Here is a 17,947-nt window from a genome sequence, read left to right as displayed (position 1 = left end):
GTAAACAACGGATCATTAATCCTATCACCTCCACGTGCGCCGCAAGGTTCGGGTATGCGGTCAGCCTTAATCAAACGGTTTAGTATACCACATCACGGCCAACAAACCGCTCGCCGTTTATACCGGGATGACGGCGGAAAAGCAAAATGAAAATATCCCGGCGGCCGACCTCCGGCAACCGGAAAGATAACGGAGATGGACGGCTAAAACTAAAAACTGCTGGCAATGGGGCCAAAATGTGACCTAGAATAGCCATCCAGATGTTAATCCATCTATACCGATTCACTGATACACTGCTTAACGGCTTTGATTTGAAGGTAAAGAAACTCATGGCTAAACACCTTTTTACGTCCGAGTCCGTCTCTGAAGGACATCCTGACAAAATTGCCGATCAGATTTCCGATGCGGTCCTTGACGCCATTCTGGAGCAAGATCCCAAGGCTCGTGTCGCTTGCGAGACTTACGTAAAAACCGGCATGGTGTTAGTCGGTGGTGAAATCACGACCAGCGCCTGGGTAGATATCGAAGAAATTACGCGCCGCACCATCCGCGATATTGGCTACGTTAATTCCGAAATGGGTTTTGACGCCAACTCCTGCGCCGTGCTGAGCGCCATCGGCAAACAATCTCCCGATATCAACCAGGGCGTTGACCGTACCGACCCGCTGGAGCAGGGGGCGGGCGATCAGGGCCTGATGTTTGGCTACGCGACCAACGAAACCGATGTGCTGATGCCGGCGCCGATCACCTACGCCCACCGTCTGGTGCAGCGCCAGTCCGAAGTGCGTAAAAACGGTACGCTGCCGTGGCTGCGCCCGGACGCGAAAAGCCAGGTCACTTTCCTGTATGACGACGGCAAAATTGCCGGTATCGATGCCGTCGTGCTGTCCACCCAGCACTCGGAAGATATCGCTCAGCACGATCTGCATGAAGCGGTGATGGAAGAGATTATCAAACCGGTTCTTCCGGCCGAATGGCTTACCGCCGGCACCAAATTCTTCATCAACCCGACGGGGCGTTTCGTTATCGGCGGCCCGATGGGCGACTGCGGTCTGACCGGGCGTAAAATCATTGTCGATACCTACGGCGGCGCGGCGCGTCACGGCGGCGGCGCGTTCTCCGGCAAGGATCCGTCAAAAGTCGACCGTTCCGCCGCTTACGCCGCGCGCTACGTGGCGAAAAACATTGTCGCCGCCGGTCTGGCCGAACGCTGCGAGATCCAGGTGTCCTACGCCATCGGCGTGGCTGAACCGACCTCCATCATGATCGAAACCTTCGGCACGGAAAAGATTTCAACCGAGCGGCTTACCCTGCTGGTACGTGAATTCTTCGACCTGCGTCCGTACGGCCTCATCAAGATGCTGGATCTGCTGCACCCGATTTATCAGGATACCGCCGCTTACGGTCACTTCGGGCGCGAACATTTCCCATGGGAAAAAACCGATAAAGTCGCACAGCTGCGTGAAGACGCCGGTTTGTAACTGCAATAGCGCATCGCCCCTCCCCCTGACAAGGGGGAGACTGGGAGGAGGCCATTGCGCTTCGCCCCGCCCCGTTTTATGCTTCTTCGTATGAACACACCGAGAATTCCCATTGCCCATCACCAGGCGGTAATGCGTTGCCTGCGCGATAAGCTCCAACTGGCCAATACGGCTTTGAACACCCATTATCCCGAACCCGCGGTCAACTATCAGCAGCGCGGTTCCACCGCCGGCACCGCCTGGCTACAGCACTGGGAAATCCGCCTTAATCCTGTTCTCTTGCAGGAAAACCAGCAAACTTTTATTGATGAAGTCGTCCCGCACGAACTGGCGCATCTGCTGGTATTCGCCCGCTTTGGCAACGTCGCGCCGCACGGCAAAGAGTGGCGTTGGATGATGGAGCATGTATTACAGACGCCCGCCAGAAGAACGCATCGCTTTGCCGTGCAATCCGTGCAGGGTAAAACCTTCCCCTACCAATGCGATTGCCGGCAACATGAGTTAACCGTGCGCCGCCATAACCGCGTGCTGCGCGGCGAAACAGAATATCGCTGCCGGCATTGCGGCAGAACATTACGTTTTATCGTAACAAATTCTATTTAAAAGAAAATTTTCAGTTTAAAAAACTGCTTTTTACATTTGCCTGCCGCAGTCTCATCCGGTAGTCTGCCTGCTTTGTTGATTGTGGATTATTTGGAATATGCTACGCAAAACACTGATTATCGCCGCGGTCGGGCTGGGCCTGATTTCCGCCGCCGCCTTTAGTCAAAACATTAATAATTTCTCGCAGGCAAAGGCGGCGGCGGTAGAGATAAATCAGGGCGCGCCGGGTTCGTTTTACTGCGGTTGCGACATCAAATGGCAGGGGAAAAAAGGCATCCCGGATCTCGCCTCCTGCGGCTATCAGGTAAGAAAAAGCGAGCTGCGCGCCAACCGCATCGAGTGGGAACACGTGGTTCCCGCCTGGCAGTTCGGCCACCAGCGCCAGTGCTGGCAAAATGGCGGCAGGAAAAACTGCAGCCGGGATCCGGTATACCGTGAAATGGAAATCGACCTGCATAACCTGCAACCCGCCATCGGCGAAGTCAACGGCGATCGCGGTAATTTCATGTATGGTCAATGGAACGGCGGAGAAGCGCAGTACGGCCGGTGCGAGATGAAAGTCGATTTCAAAAACAAGCTGGCGGAACCGCCGGCCCGCGCCCGCGGCGCCATCGCCCGTACCTATTTTTATATGCGGGATCGCTACCAGCTGCGTTTATCCAGCCAGCAAACCCGATTGTTCGAGGTCTGGGACAAGCAATTCCCGGTAACGCAGTGGGAGTGCACCCGCGACCGGCGCATCGCCGCGAAACAGGGGAATCACAACCCTTACGTTCAACAGGCTTGCCAGCGATAGCCTGTCTACCTACTATAGCTATTCTGGCTATTCGTCCGTAAAACCATCGCGTGCCGCCGGTGGTTTGCCGCTATTGGATCCGCTCGGTCCGCTGCGGATTACTATATGATAAAGGTCACAATATCAGTATGCGAATCCCGCGCATTTTTCACCCTGAAACGCTGCCGCTCGCGGGCGGCGAAGTTACGCTGAGCGAAGATGCCGCCAACCACGTTGGGCGCGTTCTGCGTATGAACAGCGGCCAACCGTTGCAATTATTCGACGGCAGTAATCACATCTTTGATGCTGAAATCGTGCTGGCGGATAAAAAAAATGTGCGCGTCCGCGTTGCTGAAGGTAAGTTGGAAGATAAAGAGTCGCCGTTACGCCTGCATCTTGGGCAGGTCATCTCCCGCGGCGAAAAAATGGAGTTCACCGTTCAGAAATCCATTGAGCTGGGCGTAAACGTGATTACTCCCCTGCTTTCCGAACGCTGCGGGGTAAAATTGGACGCGGACCGTCTGGAAAAGAAGGTCGCCCAGTGGCGGAAAATCGCCATCGCCGCCTGTGAACAATGCGGCCGCAACCGCCTGCCGCAAGTGCGCCCCGCCATGACGCTGGAAGCCTGGTGCGCCGAGCAGGATGCGGCGTTAAAACTCAATCTGCACCCGCGGGCGACGCAGAGCATTAATACCTTACCGTTGCCGGTAAATCACATTCGGCTGCTGATCGGCCCGGAGGGAGGGCTTTCCGCCGCTGAAATTTCGATGACCTCAGAGTACGGATTTACCGACATCCTTTTGGGGCCGCGCGTATTGCGCACAGAAACCACCGCGCTCACCGCCATTACCGCCTTACAGGTACGTTTCGGCGATCTGGGGTAACAGGAGAACATAATGATCAAACTCGGTATCGTGATGGATCCTATCGACGCCATCAATATCAAGAAAGACACCAGCTTCGCCATGCTGCTGGAAGCGCAGCGCCGCGGCTGGGAACTGCATTATATGGAGATGAACGATCTCTATCTGCATGCCGGCGTGGCCCGCGCCGCCACCCGCCGCCTGAACGTTCAGTACGACTATGACGGCTGGTATGATTTCTCCGGCGATCAGGATATCGCGCTGGAGGAGCTGGACGTGATTCTGATGCGTAAAGATCCGCCATTCGATACGGAGTTTATTTACGCCACCTATATCCTGGAGCGCGCGGAAGAGCAAGGCACGCTGATCGTCAATAAACCGCAGAGCCTGCGCGACTGCAACGAAAAGCTGTTCACCGCCTGGTTCCCGCATCTGACGCCCGATACCCTGGTGACCCGCAGCGCGGATAAGCTGCGCCAGTTCCACCAGAAACACGGCGACGTGATCCTCAAGCCGCTGGACGGCATGGGGGGCGCCTCGATTTTCCGCCTGAAGCAGGATGACGCCAACGTCTCCGTCATCATTGAAACGCTGACCGAGCATGGCAGCCGCTACTGCATGGCGCAAAATTACCTGCCGGAGATTAAAGAGGGCGACAAGCGCGTGCTGGTGGTGGACGGGGAACCGGTGCCTTACTGTCTGGCCCGTATTCCCAAAAGCGGGGAGACGCGCGGCAACCTGGCCGCCGGAGGACGGGGAGAAGCGCGTCCACTGAGCGAAAGCGACTGGCGCATCGCCCGCGACGTGGCGCCGACGCTGAAGCGGAAAGGCCTGATTTTTGTTGGTCTGGATATCATTGGCGATCGTCTGACGGAAATCAACGTCACCAGTCCGACCTGCGTACGCGAGATCGAAGCGGCCTACCCGGATGTTTCCATCACCGGTATGCTGATGGATGCGATTGAAAAACGTCTGGCTGCGCGCAACAGCTGATGCATTCCGGCGCCAGCTTCAGCCGGAACGCATAAACGCCCGGTTCGTCTTTGGTCGACGGGCCGATTATCAAACGCCGACAGAGATCGATAAAAACACATAATGAACTTACAGCATCACTTTCTCATTGCCATGCCCGCGCTCCAGGACCCGGTATTCAGACGTTCGGTGGTCTATATCTGCGAGCATAATGAAGACGGCGCCATGGGGCTGATCGTCAACAAGCCCATGGAACAGTTCACGGTGGAAAATGTGCTGAAAAAGCTGAAGATAGCGCCAACGCCGCGCGATCCGTCGATCCGCCTGGACAAGCCCGTTTTTGCCGGCGGCCCGCTGGCGGACGATCGCGGATTTATTCTGCATACGCCCCGTTCCGGTTTTGCTTCCAGCATCGGCATTTCAGCGGAGACCATGATCACCACTTCGCAAGACGTGCTGAAGACATTGGGAACCGCGCAGCAGCCGGAAAACACCCTGGTGGCGCTGGGCTATTCCGCCTGGGATCAAGGCCAGTTGGAAAGCGAGCTGCTGGACAACGCCTGGCTGACCACGCCGGCGGATAAAGAGATCCTGTTTCACACCCCGATTGCCGAACGCTGGCGCGCGGCGGCGAAAAAGCTGGGAGTGGATATCCACAATATCGCCGCCGAAGCAGGACACGCCTGATGGCGAGCCGCACCATTCTCGCCTTTGATTTCGGCACCAAAAGCATCGGCGTGGCTATCGGTCAGGAAATAACGCGCACCGCCCGTCCTCTGACGTCGTTTAAAGCGCAGGACGGCGTACCCGACTGGCAAAAAGTGGAAAAGCTGTTGTCCGAATGGCAACCGGCGCTGGTCGTCGTCGGGCTGCCGCTCAATATGGACGGCAGCGAGCAGCCGCTCACCGCCAGAGCGCGGAAATTCGCCAATCGCCTGCACGGCCGTTTCGGCGTGCAGATCGAGCTGCATGATGAGCGGCTGAGTACGGTGGAAGCGCGCGCCGATCTGTTCGATCGCGGCGGTTTCCGGGCGCTGGATAAAGGCAGCGTGGATGCCGCATCGGCGGTTATTATTCTGGAAAGCTGGTTTGAGGCGCAAAACTCGCAGCCATAGGGCTGGTATCCATGCGGTGTGCCTGACGGCGCAGGCACGCTGAAGCAAAAAACTTCCGGGAGAAAAAAACGCCTGGAGCGTTTTTTAACGCCGCTTGCGGCGGCCCGTCAGGGCGGAGGGCTGGACGCCCTCCGTAAGTTTTTGACGTCGCGTTAGCGACGGCCCGAAGGGTGGCGGCCATGGATGGCACGCCACAAAAAAACGCCGCCACTCAGGCGAAAGAGTGCTTACTCATCCGGGTACTCGCGGATAAAACGTTCAACGTCATTCACCATCGATTCCGTTCCCACAAAGAAAGGCGAACGCTGGTGCAGCTTATCCGGGATAATATCCAGAATACGGTTTTCGCCGTCGCTGGCTTTACCGCCCGCCTGTTCCGCCAGAAACGCCATCGGATTGCATTCGTACAGCAGACGCAGTTTGCCCTGCGGGTAGCTCGCGGTGCTCGGATAGAGATAAATCCCGCCCTTCAACAGGTTGCGATGGAAGTCGGCGACCAGTGAACCGATATAGCGCGAGGTATAAGGGCGCAGCGTCGCTTCGTCCTGCTCCTGGCAGTACTTAATGTATTTCTTCACGCCCAGAGGAAATTTAATGTAATTCCCTTCGTTGATGGAGTACATATTCCCTTTTTCCGGAAAATGAACCTTTTCATGGGACAGGCAGAATACGCCCAGAGACGGATCGTAGGTAAAGGCATGCACGCCGTGCCCGGTGGTATACACCAGCATGGTGGAGGAGCCATAAACAATATAGCCGGCGGCAACCTGCTTATTGCCCGGTTGCAGGAAGTCTTCTTCCGTTACCGAGACTCCCAAAGGGGTGGTACGGCGGTAAATGGAGAAGATGGTGCCAACGGATACGTTGACATCAATGTTGGAAGAGCCGTCCAGCGGGTCCATCAACACCACATATTTGGCGTTTTCAGCCCGATCGCCTTCAAAAATGACGATCTCGTCCTCTTCTTCGGAGGCGATGCCGGCGACCTCGCCCCGCGCTTTTAACGCCGCTTTCAACTTCTCATTGGCATACAGATCGAGCTTCATCTGTACTTCGCCCTGAATATTGGAAATGCCGCTGGCGCCTAAAATATCAACCAGACCCGCTTTGTTGATATCGCGGTGGATAATTTTGGCGCCCAGTTTAATCGCTGACAACAGCGCGGTAAGCTCACCGGTGGCATGAGAGAAATCGTGCTGTTTTTCGACGATAAATTCGCCTAACGTTTTCATAACACTATTCCAGAGTCTGCGGATGAAAAGCGGTTTATTGGTATACCGCCAACGCTTGCGCATGCAGTGTAGCCCAAAGAGAAAGTGAGTACCTAGTCAAATCCATTTCTTATGGTGGATTCATAGCGTTAGAATGTGCGCAGTCACACTGTATAGATGGAAACTGTATGCGTATTCATATTTTAGGTATCTGCGGCACCTTTATGGGCGGCCTGGCGCTGCTGGCCCGGTCATTGGGGCATCAGGTAACAGGCTCAGATGCGAACGTTTATCCTCCCATGAGTACCTTACTGGAAGAACAGGGAATCACGCTGATTCAGGGGTACGACCCGGCTCAGCTCGATCCCGCGCCCGACCTGGTTATCGTGGGCAATGCGATGACGCGCGGAAATCCCTGCGTCGAAGCCATGCTGGAACAGGGGCTGCCTTATGTCTCCGGCCCGCAGTGGCTGCACGATGACGTCCTGCGCCATCGCTGGGTGATTGCGGTCGCCGGTACGCACGGCAAGACCACCACGGCGGGCATGGTTACCTGGATCCTGGAAGATTGCGGCTACCAGCCGGGGTTCGTGATTGGCGGCGTGCCGGGAAACTTTACCGTCTCGGCGCGTCTGGGCGCCAGTCCGTTTATGGTGGTCGAGGCCGACGAATATGACTGCGCCTTCTTTGATAAGCGTTCCAAGTTCGTTCATTACAGTCCCCGCACCCTTATTCTGAATAATCTGGAATTCGACCACGCCGATATTTTCGACGACCTGAAAGCCATCCAGAAACAGTTCCATCACCTGGTGCGTCTGGTTCCCGGCAGCGGGAAAATCATCCTGCCGGCCAACGACGTTCATCTGAAGCAGGTGATGGCGATGGGATGCTGGAGCGAGCAGGAGCTGGTCGGTGAAGACGGCGTGTGGAATGCGAAAAAAGCGACTACCGACGCCAGCGAATACCAGGTTTACCTGAACGGCGAACAGGTTGGCGAAGTGCATTGGAACCTGGTCGGCGAACACAATATGCACAATGGGCTGATGGCGATTGCCGCGGCGCACCACGTGGGCGTGCTGCCTGCCGATGCCTGCCGCGCCCTGGGGGGATTCGTCAACGCCCGCCGCCGCCTTGAATTACGCGGCTCCGAGCATGGCGTTAGCGTTTATGATGATTTCGCCCACCACCCTACCGCCATACTGGCGACGCTGGCCGCTCTGCGCAGCAAAGTCGGCGGGACGGCGCGCATTCTGGCGGTGCTTGAACCGCGCTCCAACACCATGAAGATGGGGATGTGCAAAAACGAACTCGCGCCGTCGCTGGGCCGCGCCGACGAGGTCTTTTTGTTCCAGCCGCAGCATATTCCCTGGCAGGTCGCCGAGGTGGCGGAATCCTGCGTGCAGCCCGCGCACTGGAGCGCCGACGTCGATACGCTGGTAGAGATGATTGTGAAGACCGCACAGCCGGGCGATCATATTCTGGTCATGAGCAACGGGGGCTTCGGTAACATCCATAATAAACTGCTGGATGCATTGAAGAATAAAGCGCTGGCGGAAATCGCCGCGGATAAATAGCGGGGCAGTAAAAAGGACGAGAATCCGCCTTCTGCGGACCCCACCCCAACCCTCCCCTTCGCGCTGTCTCTTAGTCACATATACTGTTAACGGTATATGTGAGTTCAGCGCTATTTCGTGCGCTAGAAGGCCGTCATTTCTCTGCTATGTCGCAGCACGCGCCCGACGCAGGGTGGTTCAAGCGCCACCACCCTGCGGACCCGGGCTTGTGGCTGAAATCACGTCGCTGACGCGATGCCTTCGGCGGTCGCCCCCTTTCCCGAACCGCCAGTGACGCGTTCCCGACGCGGCACTGGCTTGCGCCGCCTCCCTGCGGCGCATTCGCGGGGTCGTCCACCTCAGCGTGATTTCTTACGCCGACGAAAAGCAAAAAACAAAGAACCAAGAACCAAGAACCAAGAATGAACCCAAGACCAGAATACACATGGCCTCTAGAGGTTCCTTGGATTTGTGTATAAGAGACAGCCCCTTCGCGGGGGAGGGAGCACGCCCCCCCTGGCAAGGGGGAGGCCGCGAGGGGGGCTACCCGTCCTTTGCCAACTAATCAGGCATCAAACGGATCGCGCAGGATAATGGTTTCGCTGCGATCCGGACCGGTAGAGATAATATCCACCGGAACGCCGGTCAGTTCTTCTACGCGTTTGATGTAGTTCAGCGCCGCCTGCGGCAGTTTATCGCGCTGTTGTACGCCGAACGTGCTTTCGGACCAGCCGGGCAGGGTTTCATAGATCGGCTCGATGCCTTCCCAGCCCTCGGCGGCCAGCGGGGTGGTATCCACTTCGCTGCCGTCCGGCATACGGTAGCCGACGCAGAGTTTGACTTCTTGCAAGCCATCCAGCACGTCCAGCTTGGTCATACAGAACCCGGACAGCGAGTTGATCTGTACCGCGCGGCGAACGGCAACCGTATCCAGCCAGCCGGTACGGCGGCGGCGGCCGGTGGTGGCGCCGAATTCGTTGCCTTTCTCGGTGAGGTAATCGCCGACATCATCGAACAGCTCGGTCGGGAACGGACCGGCGCCGACGCGGGTGGAATAGGCCTTGACGATACCCAGCACGTAATCAACGTAACGCGGGCCCAGGCCGGAACCTGTCGCCACGCCGCCGGCGGTGGTATTCGAAGAGGTCACATACGGATAGGTGCCGTGGTCGATATCCAGCAGCGTGCCCTGCGCCCCTTCAAACATCACAAATTCGCCGCGCTGATGCGCCTTGTACAGCAGGTCGGACACATCAACCACCATGCCGGTCAGGATGTCGGCGATCGCCAGCACGTCATCCAGCACTTTCTGATAGTCGACCGCTTCGACTTTGTAATAGTTAACCAGCTGGAAGTTATGGTAGTCGACGATCTCTTTGAGCTTGACGGCAAAAGTTTGTTTATCAAACAGATCGCCGACGCGCAGCCCGCGACGGGCGACTTTATCTTCATAAGCCGGACCGATGCCGCGCCCCGTCGTGCCGATGGCCTTCGCGCCGCGCGCTTTTTCACGCGCGTTATCCAACGCCACATGATAAGGAAGAATCAGCGGGCAAGCTTCGGAAAGCAGCAAACGCTCGCGTACCGGGACGCCGCGCGCTTCAAGATCCGTCATTTCTTTCAGCAATGCGTCAGGCGCCAGCACCACGCCGTTGGCGATGATACTGACAACGTTTTCACGCAGAATGCCAGAGGGAATTAAATGAAGAACGGTTTTTTCACCGTTGATAACCAGAGTATGGCCAGCATTGTGGCCACCTTGGTAGCGCACGACATATTTAGCCCGTTCAGTCAGCAGGTCAACGACCTTGCCTTTACCTTCGTCACCCCATTGGGTGCCCAGTACGACGACGTTCTTTCCCATCTCAAGAATCACCAGGTTGCTTAAAAAAGGATTCTAACATCTCATTTGCTCGTTTTCAGTACTTTTAGCACCGGTTTGCGCACATTTTTCCGCGCTATTTTAACCACCCATGCGGCTACGCAACATATAGTAGACAACACATCCGGCAACCACTATTCCGCCGCCAAAACGCCGTAACGTGTTATCAGGCAACTGCGCCATCGCCAAAATCATCCGCCGCCAGATGCGGGGAAACAGCAAGGGCCCCAGCCCTTCGATAATCAGCACCAGACCCAGCGCCATCCATACGGTTGCGTTCATAAAAACTCCATAAGAAATCGCCGGGAGCGATTTTAAAGGTCGCTGGCGACGGCCCGAAAGGGAGACGGGCAGGAAGCCCGTCATAAAAAAAGCCCGTAAATAACGGGCTTTAGACAAATTTGCTTCAGTCAGCGATTAATTACGCAGCGTCGTTTCCGGCGATTTCATATAGCGGAAGAAATCGCTGTCCGGGCTCAGCACCATCACGTCCTGATTAGAACTGAAGCTACTTTCATAAGCGCGCAGGCTACGAATGAAGGAGTAGAAATCAGGATCTTCGCTGAAGGCCTGGGCAAACAGCTTCGCCGCTTCCGCATCGCCTTCACCACGTGAAATACGCCCCTGACGCTCGGCTTCCGCCAGCGTACGGGTTACCTCGTAGTCGGCCGTCGCTTTTAACTTCTCGGCCTCTTCCTGACCCTGCGAACGGTGGCGACGCGCTACCGCTTCACGTTCCGCACGCATACGTTGGTAGATGGCGTCGGACACTTCGGTCGGCAGGTTAATCTGCTTGATGCGCACGTCGATAACTTCGATACCCAGCGCCGCCATACTGTTCGGGTTAACGTGCGGCTGAGCGCCGGTGGTTTCCTCCGCAACGCGGGCCGCGGCCGAAGCAATGGCGTTATCGGCTTCCGTGGTCTCGCCGGTACCGGTGTTCAATGCGTCACGTACATCGGTCATCAGTTGGCCGCGCGAATCGGTAACGATGCCTTTTAAATCCAGACGGCCGATCTCGGAACGCAGACGGTCGCTGAATTTACGTTTCAACAGCACTTCCGCCTGAGAAACATCGCCGCCGCCGGTCGCCAGATAGTAACGGCTGAAATCGCTGATGCGCCATTTGATATAGGAATCGATAATCAGGTCTTTCTGCTCTTTGGTAATAAAGCGGTCGGCCTGATTTTCCATGGTCTGAATACGGGCATCCAGCATTTTCACCGAATCAATGAACGGGATCTTGAACTGTAATCCCGGGGCATAGATCAGCGGTTTGTTTTCATCATCGCGCAACACTTTGCCAAAACGCATCACGATGCCGCGCTGGCCTTCCTGCACCACAAACAGTGACGCATAGACTACCACCAGTACCAGGATCAGGATAAATAGTAAGGGCTTACGCATTAATTATTCTCTCCCTACTCGAGTGAGGTCATCACGTTGCGCATTCGCTCTGCGCTGATCCATGATATTTCCATTGTTGCTGCTGCGCGTCTGGCCGGTGCTCGCCCCGCTGTTGCCGGACGTAGCGGGCAAACGCAGCGGGTTGGCGCCGCTGTTGCCTGACGGCGTATTCTCGCCGCTGCCGGATGAACCGCCGCGCAGCATCTGATCCAGCGGTAGCACCATCAGGTTGCCGCCTTTGTCATTGACCAGCACTTTACGGGTATGGCTCAGTACGCGCTCCATGGTTTCAATATACAAACGTTCGCGCGTAATTTCGGGCGCGGCTTTATATTCCGGCAACACCCTGGCGAAACGGGCCACTTCACCCTGCGCTTCCAGAACGGTACGGGTTTTATAAGCGCGGGCCTCTTCCAGAATACGCTGCGCCTGACCGTTGGCGCGCGGCTGAACCTCGTTGGCATAGGCTTCCGCTTCACGAATATATTGCTGCTCGTTTTCACGGGCGGCAATAGCGTCGTCAAACGCGGCCTTGACCTCTTCCGGCGGACGCGCCGCCTGGAAGTTGACGTCCAACAGGGTGATGCCCATATTGTACGGCCGCACCGTTTCCTCCAGCACCCGCTGGGTATCGGTACGCACAATGGTTCGGCCCTCGGTCAGGATCTTATCCATGGTGTACTTGCCGATCACGCCGCGCAACGCGCTGTCCGTCGCCTGACGCAGGCTGTCATCGGCGTTGGTTACGCTGAACAGGTAGCGTTCCGGTTCGGTTACGCGGTACTGCACGTTCATTTCGACGCGCACCACGTTCTCGTCCGAGGTCAGCATCACGCCGGACGTCGCCAGTTCACGTACCGATTCCACGTTAACGGCCCTGACGGAATCAATGAACGTCGGCTTCCAGTTCAGACCGGGTTCGACCTGATGGCTGAATTTACCAAAGCGAGTCACCACGCCGCGTTCCGCTTCTTTGATGGTATAGAAGCCGCTGGCCGCCCAGATGACGACCGCCGCGACCGCGACGATGCCGACAACCCGACCGCCCAGGCCGGAACCGCCGGAAGTCCCGCCGTTGCCGGCGCCCGCGCCTTTTCCTCCTCCCAGTTCGCTGAGTTTTTTACTCAGCTTGCGGAAGATATCGTCCAGATCCGGCGGCCCTTGCTCCCGGCCGCCTTTATTATTATTTCCGCCAGAGTTGCCGCTATTGTTATTGCTGCTCCCCCACGGGTCGCGGTCCTGTCCGTTATTACCGGGCTGATTCCACGCCATGTTTTAGCTCCATTCTTTATGATAGATGTTCTTCAGGTTCAATATCCCAGAGTCCGTCAGACTATTTCGCCGTTCAGACCGTTTCTGCCAGTCAGACAACATAATCCGTCAGTTCCTGCTCTTGTTTACAGAGGCGGCGCCAGTCGGCAATCGGCATACGAATGGCTAAACCGATATGCCCGTCCTCTTCAATCCATTCTTTTTCTATTGCCTGAAGCTGATAAAAGCGGCTGCGCAAACGTCCGGCCTGAGGGGGAAGGCTCAATGAATATTGCGCAATTTCCCCGGATAGCCGTTCGGTCAACGCTTGAAATAGCAACGGAATACCTTCACCGCTCTGAGCTGAAAGCCACACTCTGACCGGTAAATTTTCTTCGTTGCGATCGATACGCGGCACGAAATCTTCCAGCATATCAATCTTGTTCATTACCAACAGCGCAGGAATTTCATCCGCTTCAATCTCCGCCAACACCGTATCCACCGCATCGATATTCTCGTCAAGACGAGGATCGGCGGCGTCCACAACGTGCAATAGCAGAGAAGCCTGACGCGTCTCCTGTAACGTAGCCTTAAACGCAGCCACCAAATCGTGCGGCAACTGCCGGATAAAACCTACGGTATCCGCCAGCACCGTATCACCGACATCATCCACCTCAATACGGCGCAATGTCGGATCCAGCGTGGCAAATAACTGATCGGCCGCATATACGCCGGCCGATGTTATCTTGTTAAACAGCGTGGATTTACCGGCGTTGGTATAACCCACCAGCGAAACCGTCGGCACATCGGCGCGAACTCGCGCTCTGCGCCCCTGTTCGCGCTGTTTCTCCACCCGTTCGAGACGGGATAAAATCTGGCTGATGCGATTACGCAGCAGCCGGCGGTCGGTTTCAAGCTGGGTTTCCCCCGGGCCGCGCAGACCGATGCCCCCTTTTTGCCGCTCAAGGTGCGTCCAGCCGCGAACCAGTCTGGTGGCAAGATGGCGCAACTGCGCCAGCTCTACCTGTAATTTGCCTTCGTGGGTACGCGCGCGCTGGGCGAATATATCCAGAATCAACCCGGTGCGGTCAATCACCCGGCACTCGCATAAACGTTCCAGATTACGTTCCTGGGCGGGAGTCAAGGCGTGATCGAACAGCACCACAAAAGCGTCGGTTTCTTTCACTGCCAGGGCAATTTCTTCGGCTTTGCCTTCGCCAACAAAATACTTGGGATGAGGTGCTTTACGGCTGCCGGTAATCACCTGCAACGACTCAATACCGGCAGAGGAAACCAGAGACTCAAACTCCAGCAGGTCTTCGGTATCTTTATCTTGCGAGAAGTAAATATGAACAAGTATGGCCCGTTCACCGGCTTCATAACGGTCAAACAAGCGAGTAACCTCTCAAACGAACAAAAAACACCACGGCGGAGGGGATAAGCAATGCATCCTCCCTCCCCGCCACGGTGAATTGACGATACGCTTTATTCAGCGTCATCACTTTCCTGCGGCTGTTGCTGGCCCGCCGGATTACTACCATGGTAATTGCTGGCGCCTGGATTATTACTGTGATGAGACACCGGACGGGATGGAACCACTGTAGAAATGGCGTGCTTGTACACCATCTGGCTAACCGTATTTTTTAACAAAATAACAAACTGGTCGAAAGACTCAATCTGACCCTGCAGCTTAATACCATTCACCAAATAAATCGAAACCGGAACACGTTCACGACGCAATGCGTTCAGGAACGGATCTTGCAAAGATTGCCCCTTAGCCATTCTATATTTTCCTTATTTGTTTGTTGTTTGTAACAAAGAACCCATAGGGTTCTAAAATACCGATGTGAAAAATTTGTACGCTGAGACCTAGCCAATTGTACACAATCACTCAACCTATGCACTAACAACCTGTATTACCTTGTCTAACGCTTCCTGCGGCTTTTCGCTGTCCAGCCAATGGACAGCGTCCCAACCGCGCAACCAGGTCATTTGTCGCTTGGCAAGCTGACGCGTCGCACAAACTCCCCGATAAACCATTTCATCATAATCAATTTCACCGGATAAATATGACCACATCTGGCGGTAACCGACACAACGAATGGAAGGCAAATCCCTATGCAAATCATTTCGGGCAAAAAGACCCCGGGCCTCCGCCTCAAAACCCGCCGCCAACATCTGGTGGAAACGCAGTTCGATACGCTGATGCAGCAATTCGCGCGTCGCCGGAGCGATGGCGAACTGATGAACGCGATAAGGCAGCGTTTCTCCAGCCGTTTTTGTCAGATCAGTTAAAGTGTTACCTGAAACGAAAAAAACTTCCAGTGCCCGCGAGAGTCTCTGCGGATCATTTGGATGAATCCGAACCGCGGCAACCGGATCTATCTCACATAACCGGCGGTGCATCGCCTCCCAACCAACGGCTTTCGCCTGCTCTTCAATGCGTTGCCGAACCGCGGCATCGGCCGGCGGCAGCGGGGATAATCCTTCCAGCAACGCCTTGAAATAGAGCATCGTCCCCCCCACCAGCAGGGGGATGCGCCCGGAGGCGCTGATTTGCGCCATTTCCCGCAGCGCGTCCCGGCGAAAATCCGCCGCGGAATAGGCCTGCGCCGGGTCGAGAATATCGATCAGCCGATGCGGCGCCCGCGCCAGTTCTTGCGCGCTCGGTTTGGCGGTACCGATATCCATGCCCTTATAGATGAGGGCTGAATCAACGCTAATCAACTCCACCGGCAGATATTGACGTAATGCCATCGCCAGCGCCGTTTTTCCGGATGCCGTCGGCCCCATGATAAAAATAGCCGGCGGATAGGGCGCCGTTGCAAAATCACTCATGCTGCAAAGCCTTGATGGCTGTATTGACGTCCATCGGATATAAAAGTTCAGCCGGCGGGTCTTTTACCAACCGCGGACAAAGCCGCTCCACGTCCGTTAATAATTGTATCGCCTGGGAATGGCTCCAGTTTTGCTGTTCGCTATTCAACCGGGCGGCCAACCATGCCGCCAGAACCTGCGGTTCCATCGTTTGATAATCGGCCAGATAGCCTAACAGTTCAGAGATCAAGTTTTGTAAATTTTGTTGGCGTAATGGTAAAGGTACGGCGCGTAAGGTGGCGCGCTGCGATTCGACCAGAATATCGATGCCAAAAGTCATCAACAGGGGCCGGTGCTTCGCCAGCACCCCCAGTTCGGATTTATTCAGCGTCAGGCGCTGGGGAATCAATAACGGCTGCGGACGCAGCCCGCTTTCCGGCGGCGTCAGCTGCACCTGTTTCAGGCAGCGCTCCGCCACGGATAAAGAGAGTAACGCCAGCCCCTTGCGATATTCAAGCAGGGCATAGCAAGGCGGATAGACGGTTAAAACGCGGCCGAACCCGGTCGCATTGCTCTCCAGCGGCGATTGCGCAACGGCCGGCGATGTTTCAGGCTGCGCCGCCGGCGCACTACTCCGCCCGGTCGCGGGTTCAGCCGGCGCAGGGATAGCGCCGCTCTGCGCCGAACTGCGCCGGGATCCCTCTTCATTTAAATCAACCGGCCGCAATAGCTTCTGGTATAGCTCGCCCTGTTTCTTCTGGTAGCCCTGCCCGGCGGGATAAGCCGGGTGCGGCGTCTCAGCGGCGCGGTCGGAACCCTGAGGGCGTTTTGCCTGCGGGGAGATGGCGGGCTGGGCAAAATGATTTTCACCGGCGGCTGTACGGTTTTCCTGCTGCCACCGCATGGGCTGTTCGCTTCCCGGTTCAGGCATCAACAGCCCTGGCGCGGATACCTGCTGCAATACCGTCATCACCGCCTGATAGATAAAATCATGCACCAGGCGCGCCTGATGAAAGCGCACTTCATGCTTGGCGGGATGCACATTGACGTCAACCTGATGCGGATCGACCTCCAGATAGAGCACGTAAGCCGGTTGCTGCTCGTCTTTGAGCCGATCCTGATAGGCCTGGCGTATCGCATGGTTGATTAACCGATCGCGCATCATACGTTGGTTAACGTAACAATATTGCATTTCGGGCAGTTGCTTCGCCCCGGAAGGATCGGCCACCCAACCGTGAATGGTCAGGTCGTCATGCCGCCATGACACCGTCAGCGCGTGCTGTAAAAAGGCGCTGCCGCAGATACTGCCCAGGCGACGTTCATGCTGCGCAGGTTCCGGCGCGGGCCGGTATTGGCGGATCAGCTTACCGTTGTGGCGCAGCGTAATGGCAACGTCGAAACGCGCCAGGGCGATGCGCCGCACCACTTCATCGATATGCGCGAACTCGGTTTTTTCCGTACGCATAAATTTTCGCCGCGCCGGCGTATTGTAAAACAGATCCAGCACTTCCAGCGTGGTGCCGACGGGGTGGGCGGCAGGCTTGACCGTGACCGACATATCGCGCCCTTCGGCATAGGCCTGCCACGCTTCGGACTGCTGCGCGGTGCGCGACGTCAGCGTCAGACGCGAGACGGAACTGATACTGGCCAGCGCTTCGCCGCGGAACCCCAGGCTAACAATGGCCTCCAGATCGTCGAGGGTGGCGATTTTACTGGTCGCATGACGCGCCAGCGCCAGCGTCAGTTCGTCCTTGCCTATACCCGCGCCGTTGTCGCGGATACGGATCAACTTGGCGCCGCCGCGCTCTATCTCGATATCAATACGGGTCGCGCCGGCATCCAGGCTGTTTTCCACCAGTTCCTTCACCACCGACGCAGGCCGCTCCACCACTTCTCCGGCGGCGATCTGATTAGCCAGTTGCGGCGGCAGAACCTGAATCGGCATGGTCTATCCCTCTTACAGCATCACAAAAAACAGCACGATTATAATAAAAAACGCGCCCGGAAAAATCAGCCC

The 17,947-nt window shown here is 56.4% G+C and carries 17 protein-coding genes; 8 read left to right on the top strand and 9 right to left on the bottom strand.

Annotation, left to right across the window (positions count from 1 at the left end; all coding sequences use genetic code 11):
* Positions 1–329: 329 nt before the first annotated feature.
* The 7 genes from metK (at position 330) to ruvX (ending at position 5,809) form a co-directional block, all read left to right on the top strand.
* A complete protein-coding gene (metK, locus tag EH206_RS02975) occupies positions 330–1,481 on the top strand; it encodes a methionine adenosyltransferase (protein WP_009111335.1) in 1,152 nt (383 codons plus the stop codon).
* Between the two features lie 90 nt (positions 1,482–1,571).
* Entirely contained in the window at positions 1,572–2,084 is a 513-nt protein-coding gene (locus EH206_RS02970; protein WP_009111334.1) for a SprT family zinc-dependent metalloprotease, read from the top strand.
* A 97-nt stretch (positions 2,085–2,181) separates the two neighbouring features.
* Positions 2,182–2,880, top strand: a complete 699-nt coding sequence (endA, locus tag EH206_RS02965; RefSeq protein WP_009111333.1) for a deoxyribonuclease I — start codon at positions 2,182–2,184, stop codon at positions 2,878–2,880.
* A gap of 128 nt (positions 2,881–3,008) precedes the next feature.
* Positions 3,009–3,743 (top strand): 16S rRNA (uracil(1498)-N(3))-methyltransferase, encoded by a 735-nt coding sequence (gene rsmE / locus EH206_RS02960; RefSeq protein WP_009111332.1) that lies wholly within the window; start codon positions 3,009–3,011, stop codon positions 3,741–3,743.
* A gap of 12 nt (positions 3,744–3,755) precedes the next feature.
* Complete coding sequence (gshB, locus tag EH206_RS02955) at positions 3,756–4,715, top strand: glutathione synthase (RefSeq protein ID WP_009111331.1); 960 nt, start codon at positions 3,756–3,758, stop codon at positions 4,713–4,715.
* A 102-nt stretch (positions 4,716–4,817) separates the two neighbouring features.
* Positions 4,818–5,381 carry a YqgE/AlgH family protein gene (locus tag EH206_RS02950; RefSeq protein ID WP_009111330.1) on the top strand — a complete coding sequence of 188 codons (564 nt, stop codon included), beginning with the start codon at positions 4,818–4,820 and terminating at the stop codon, positions 5,379–5,381.
* Positions 5,381–5,809: a Holliday junction resolvase RuvX gene (gene ruvX, locus EH206_RS02945; protein ID WP_009111329.1), complete on the top strand. Its 429-nt coding sequence runs from the start codon at positions 5,381–5,383 to the stop codon at positions 5,807–5,809. The genes EH206_RS02950 and ruvX overlap by 1 nt, the downstream gene beginning before the upstream one ends.
* 227 nt (positions 5,810–6,036) lie before the next feature.
* Here ruvX and fbp read toward each other — a convergent pair whose 3' ends face one another.
* Positions 6,037–7,041 (bottom strand): class 1 fructose-bisphosphatase, encoded by a 1,005-nt coding sequence (fbp, locus tag EH206_RS02940; protein WP_009111328.1) that lies wholly within the window; start codon positions 7,039–7,041, stop codon positions 6,037–6,039.
* Positions 7,042–7,208: 167 nt separating this feature from the next.
* Here fbp and mpl point away from each other — a divergent pair, with 167 nt between their 5' ends.
* On the top strand, positions 7,209–8,594 hold the full coding sequence (mpl, locus tag EH206_RS02935; RefSeq protein ID WP_009111327.1) for a UDP-N-acetylmuramate:L-alanyl-gamma-D-glutamyl-meso-diaminopimelate ligase: 1,386 nt from the start codon (positions 7,209–7,211) through the stop codon (positions 8,592–8,594).
* A 544-nt stretch (positions 8,595–9,138) separates the two neighbouring features.
* Here mpl and EH206_RS02925 read toward each other — a convergent pair.
* The 8 genes from EH206_RS02925 to mutL all read right to left on the bottom strand — a co-directional run bounded on the left by EH206_RS02925 (position 9,139) and on the right by mutL (position 17,875).
* Positions 9,139–10,437 (bottom strand): adenylosuccinate synthase, encoded by a 1,299-nt coding sequence (locus tag EH206_RS02925; RefSeq protein WP_009111326.1) that lies wholly within the window; start codon positions 10,435–10,437, stop codon positions 9,139–9,141.
* Between the two features lie 99 nt (positions 10,438–10,536).
* A complete protein-coding gene (locus tag EH206_RS02920; RefSeq protein WP_009111325.1) occupies positions 10,537–10,737 on the bottom strand; it encodes a DUF2065 domain-containing protein in 201 nt (66 codons plus the stop codon).
* Between the two features lie 135 nt (positions 10,738–10,872).
* Complete coding sequence (gene hflC / locus EH206_RS02915; RefSeq protein WP_009111324.1) at positions 10,873–11,862, bottom strand: protease modulator HflC; 990 nt, start codon at positions 11,860–11,862, stop codon at positions 10,873–10,875.
* A 3-nt stretch (positions 11,863–11,865) separates the two neighbouring features.
* On the bottom strand, positions 11,866–13,134 hold the full coding sequence (hflK, locus tag EH206_RS02910; RefSeq protein WP_009111323.1) for an FtsH protease activity modulator HflK: 1,269 nt from the start codon (positions 13,132–13,134) through the stop codon (positions 11,866–11,868).
* Positions 13,135–13,225: 91 nt separating this feature from the next.
* Entirely contained in the window at positions 13,226–14,506 is a 1,281-nt protein-coding gene (gene hflX / locus EH206_RS02905; RefSeq protein WP_009111322.1) for a ribosome rescue GTPase HflX, read from the bottom strand.
* Positions 14,507–14,598: 92 nt separating this feature from the next.
* Complete coding sequence (hfq, locus tag EH206_RS02900) at positions 14,599–14,895, bottom strand: RNA chaperone Hfq (protein WP_009111320.1); 297 nt, start codon at positions 14,893–14,895, stop codon at positions 14,599–14,601.
* A 114-nt stretch (positions 14,896–15,009) separates the two neighbouring features.
* Complete coding sequence (miaA, locus tag EH206_RS02895; protein ID WP_009111319.1) at positions 15,010–15,951, bottom strand: tRNA (adenosine(37)-N6)-dimethylallyltransferase MiaA; 942 nt, start codon at positions 15,949–15,951, stop codon at positions 15,010–15,012.
* The gene (gene mutL / locus EH206_RS02890) at positions 15,944–17,875 is read right to left on the bottom strand and encodes a DNA mismatch repair endonuclease MutL (RefSeq protein ID WP_009111318.1); all 1,932 of its coding nucleotides are present in this window, start codon (positions 17,873–17,875) and stop codon (positions 15,944–15,946) included. The genes miaA and mutL overlap by 8 nt, the downstream gene beginning before the upstream one ends.
* Positions 17,876–17,947: the final 72 nt, after the last annotated feature.

The sequence above is a fragment of the Brenneria nigrifluens DSM 30175 = ATCC 13028 genome (assembly GCF_005484965.1).
In the GTDB taxonomy this organism is placed as follows: domain Bacteria; phylum Pseudomonadota; class Gammaproteobacteria; order Enterobacterales; family Enterobacteriaceae; genus Brenneria; species Brenneria nigrifluens.
The sequence above is the reverse complement of the archived record's forward strand: the minus strand, read 5'-3'. Positions and strand labels throughout refer to the sequence as shown.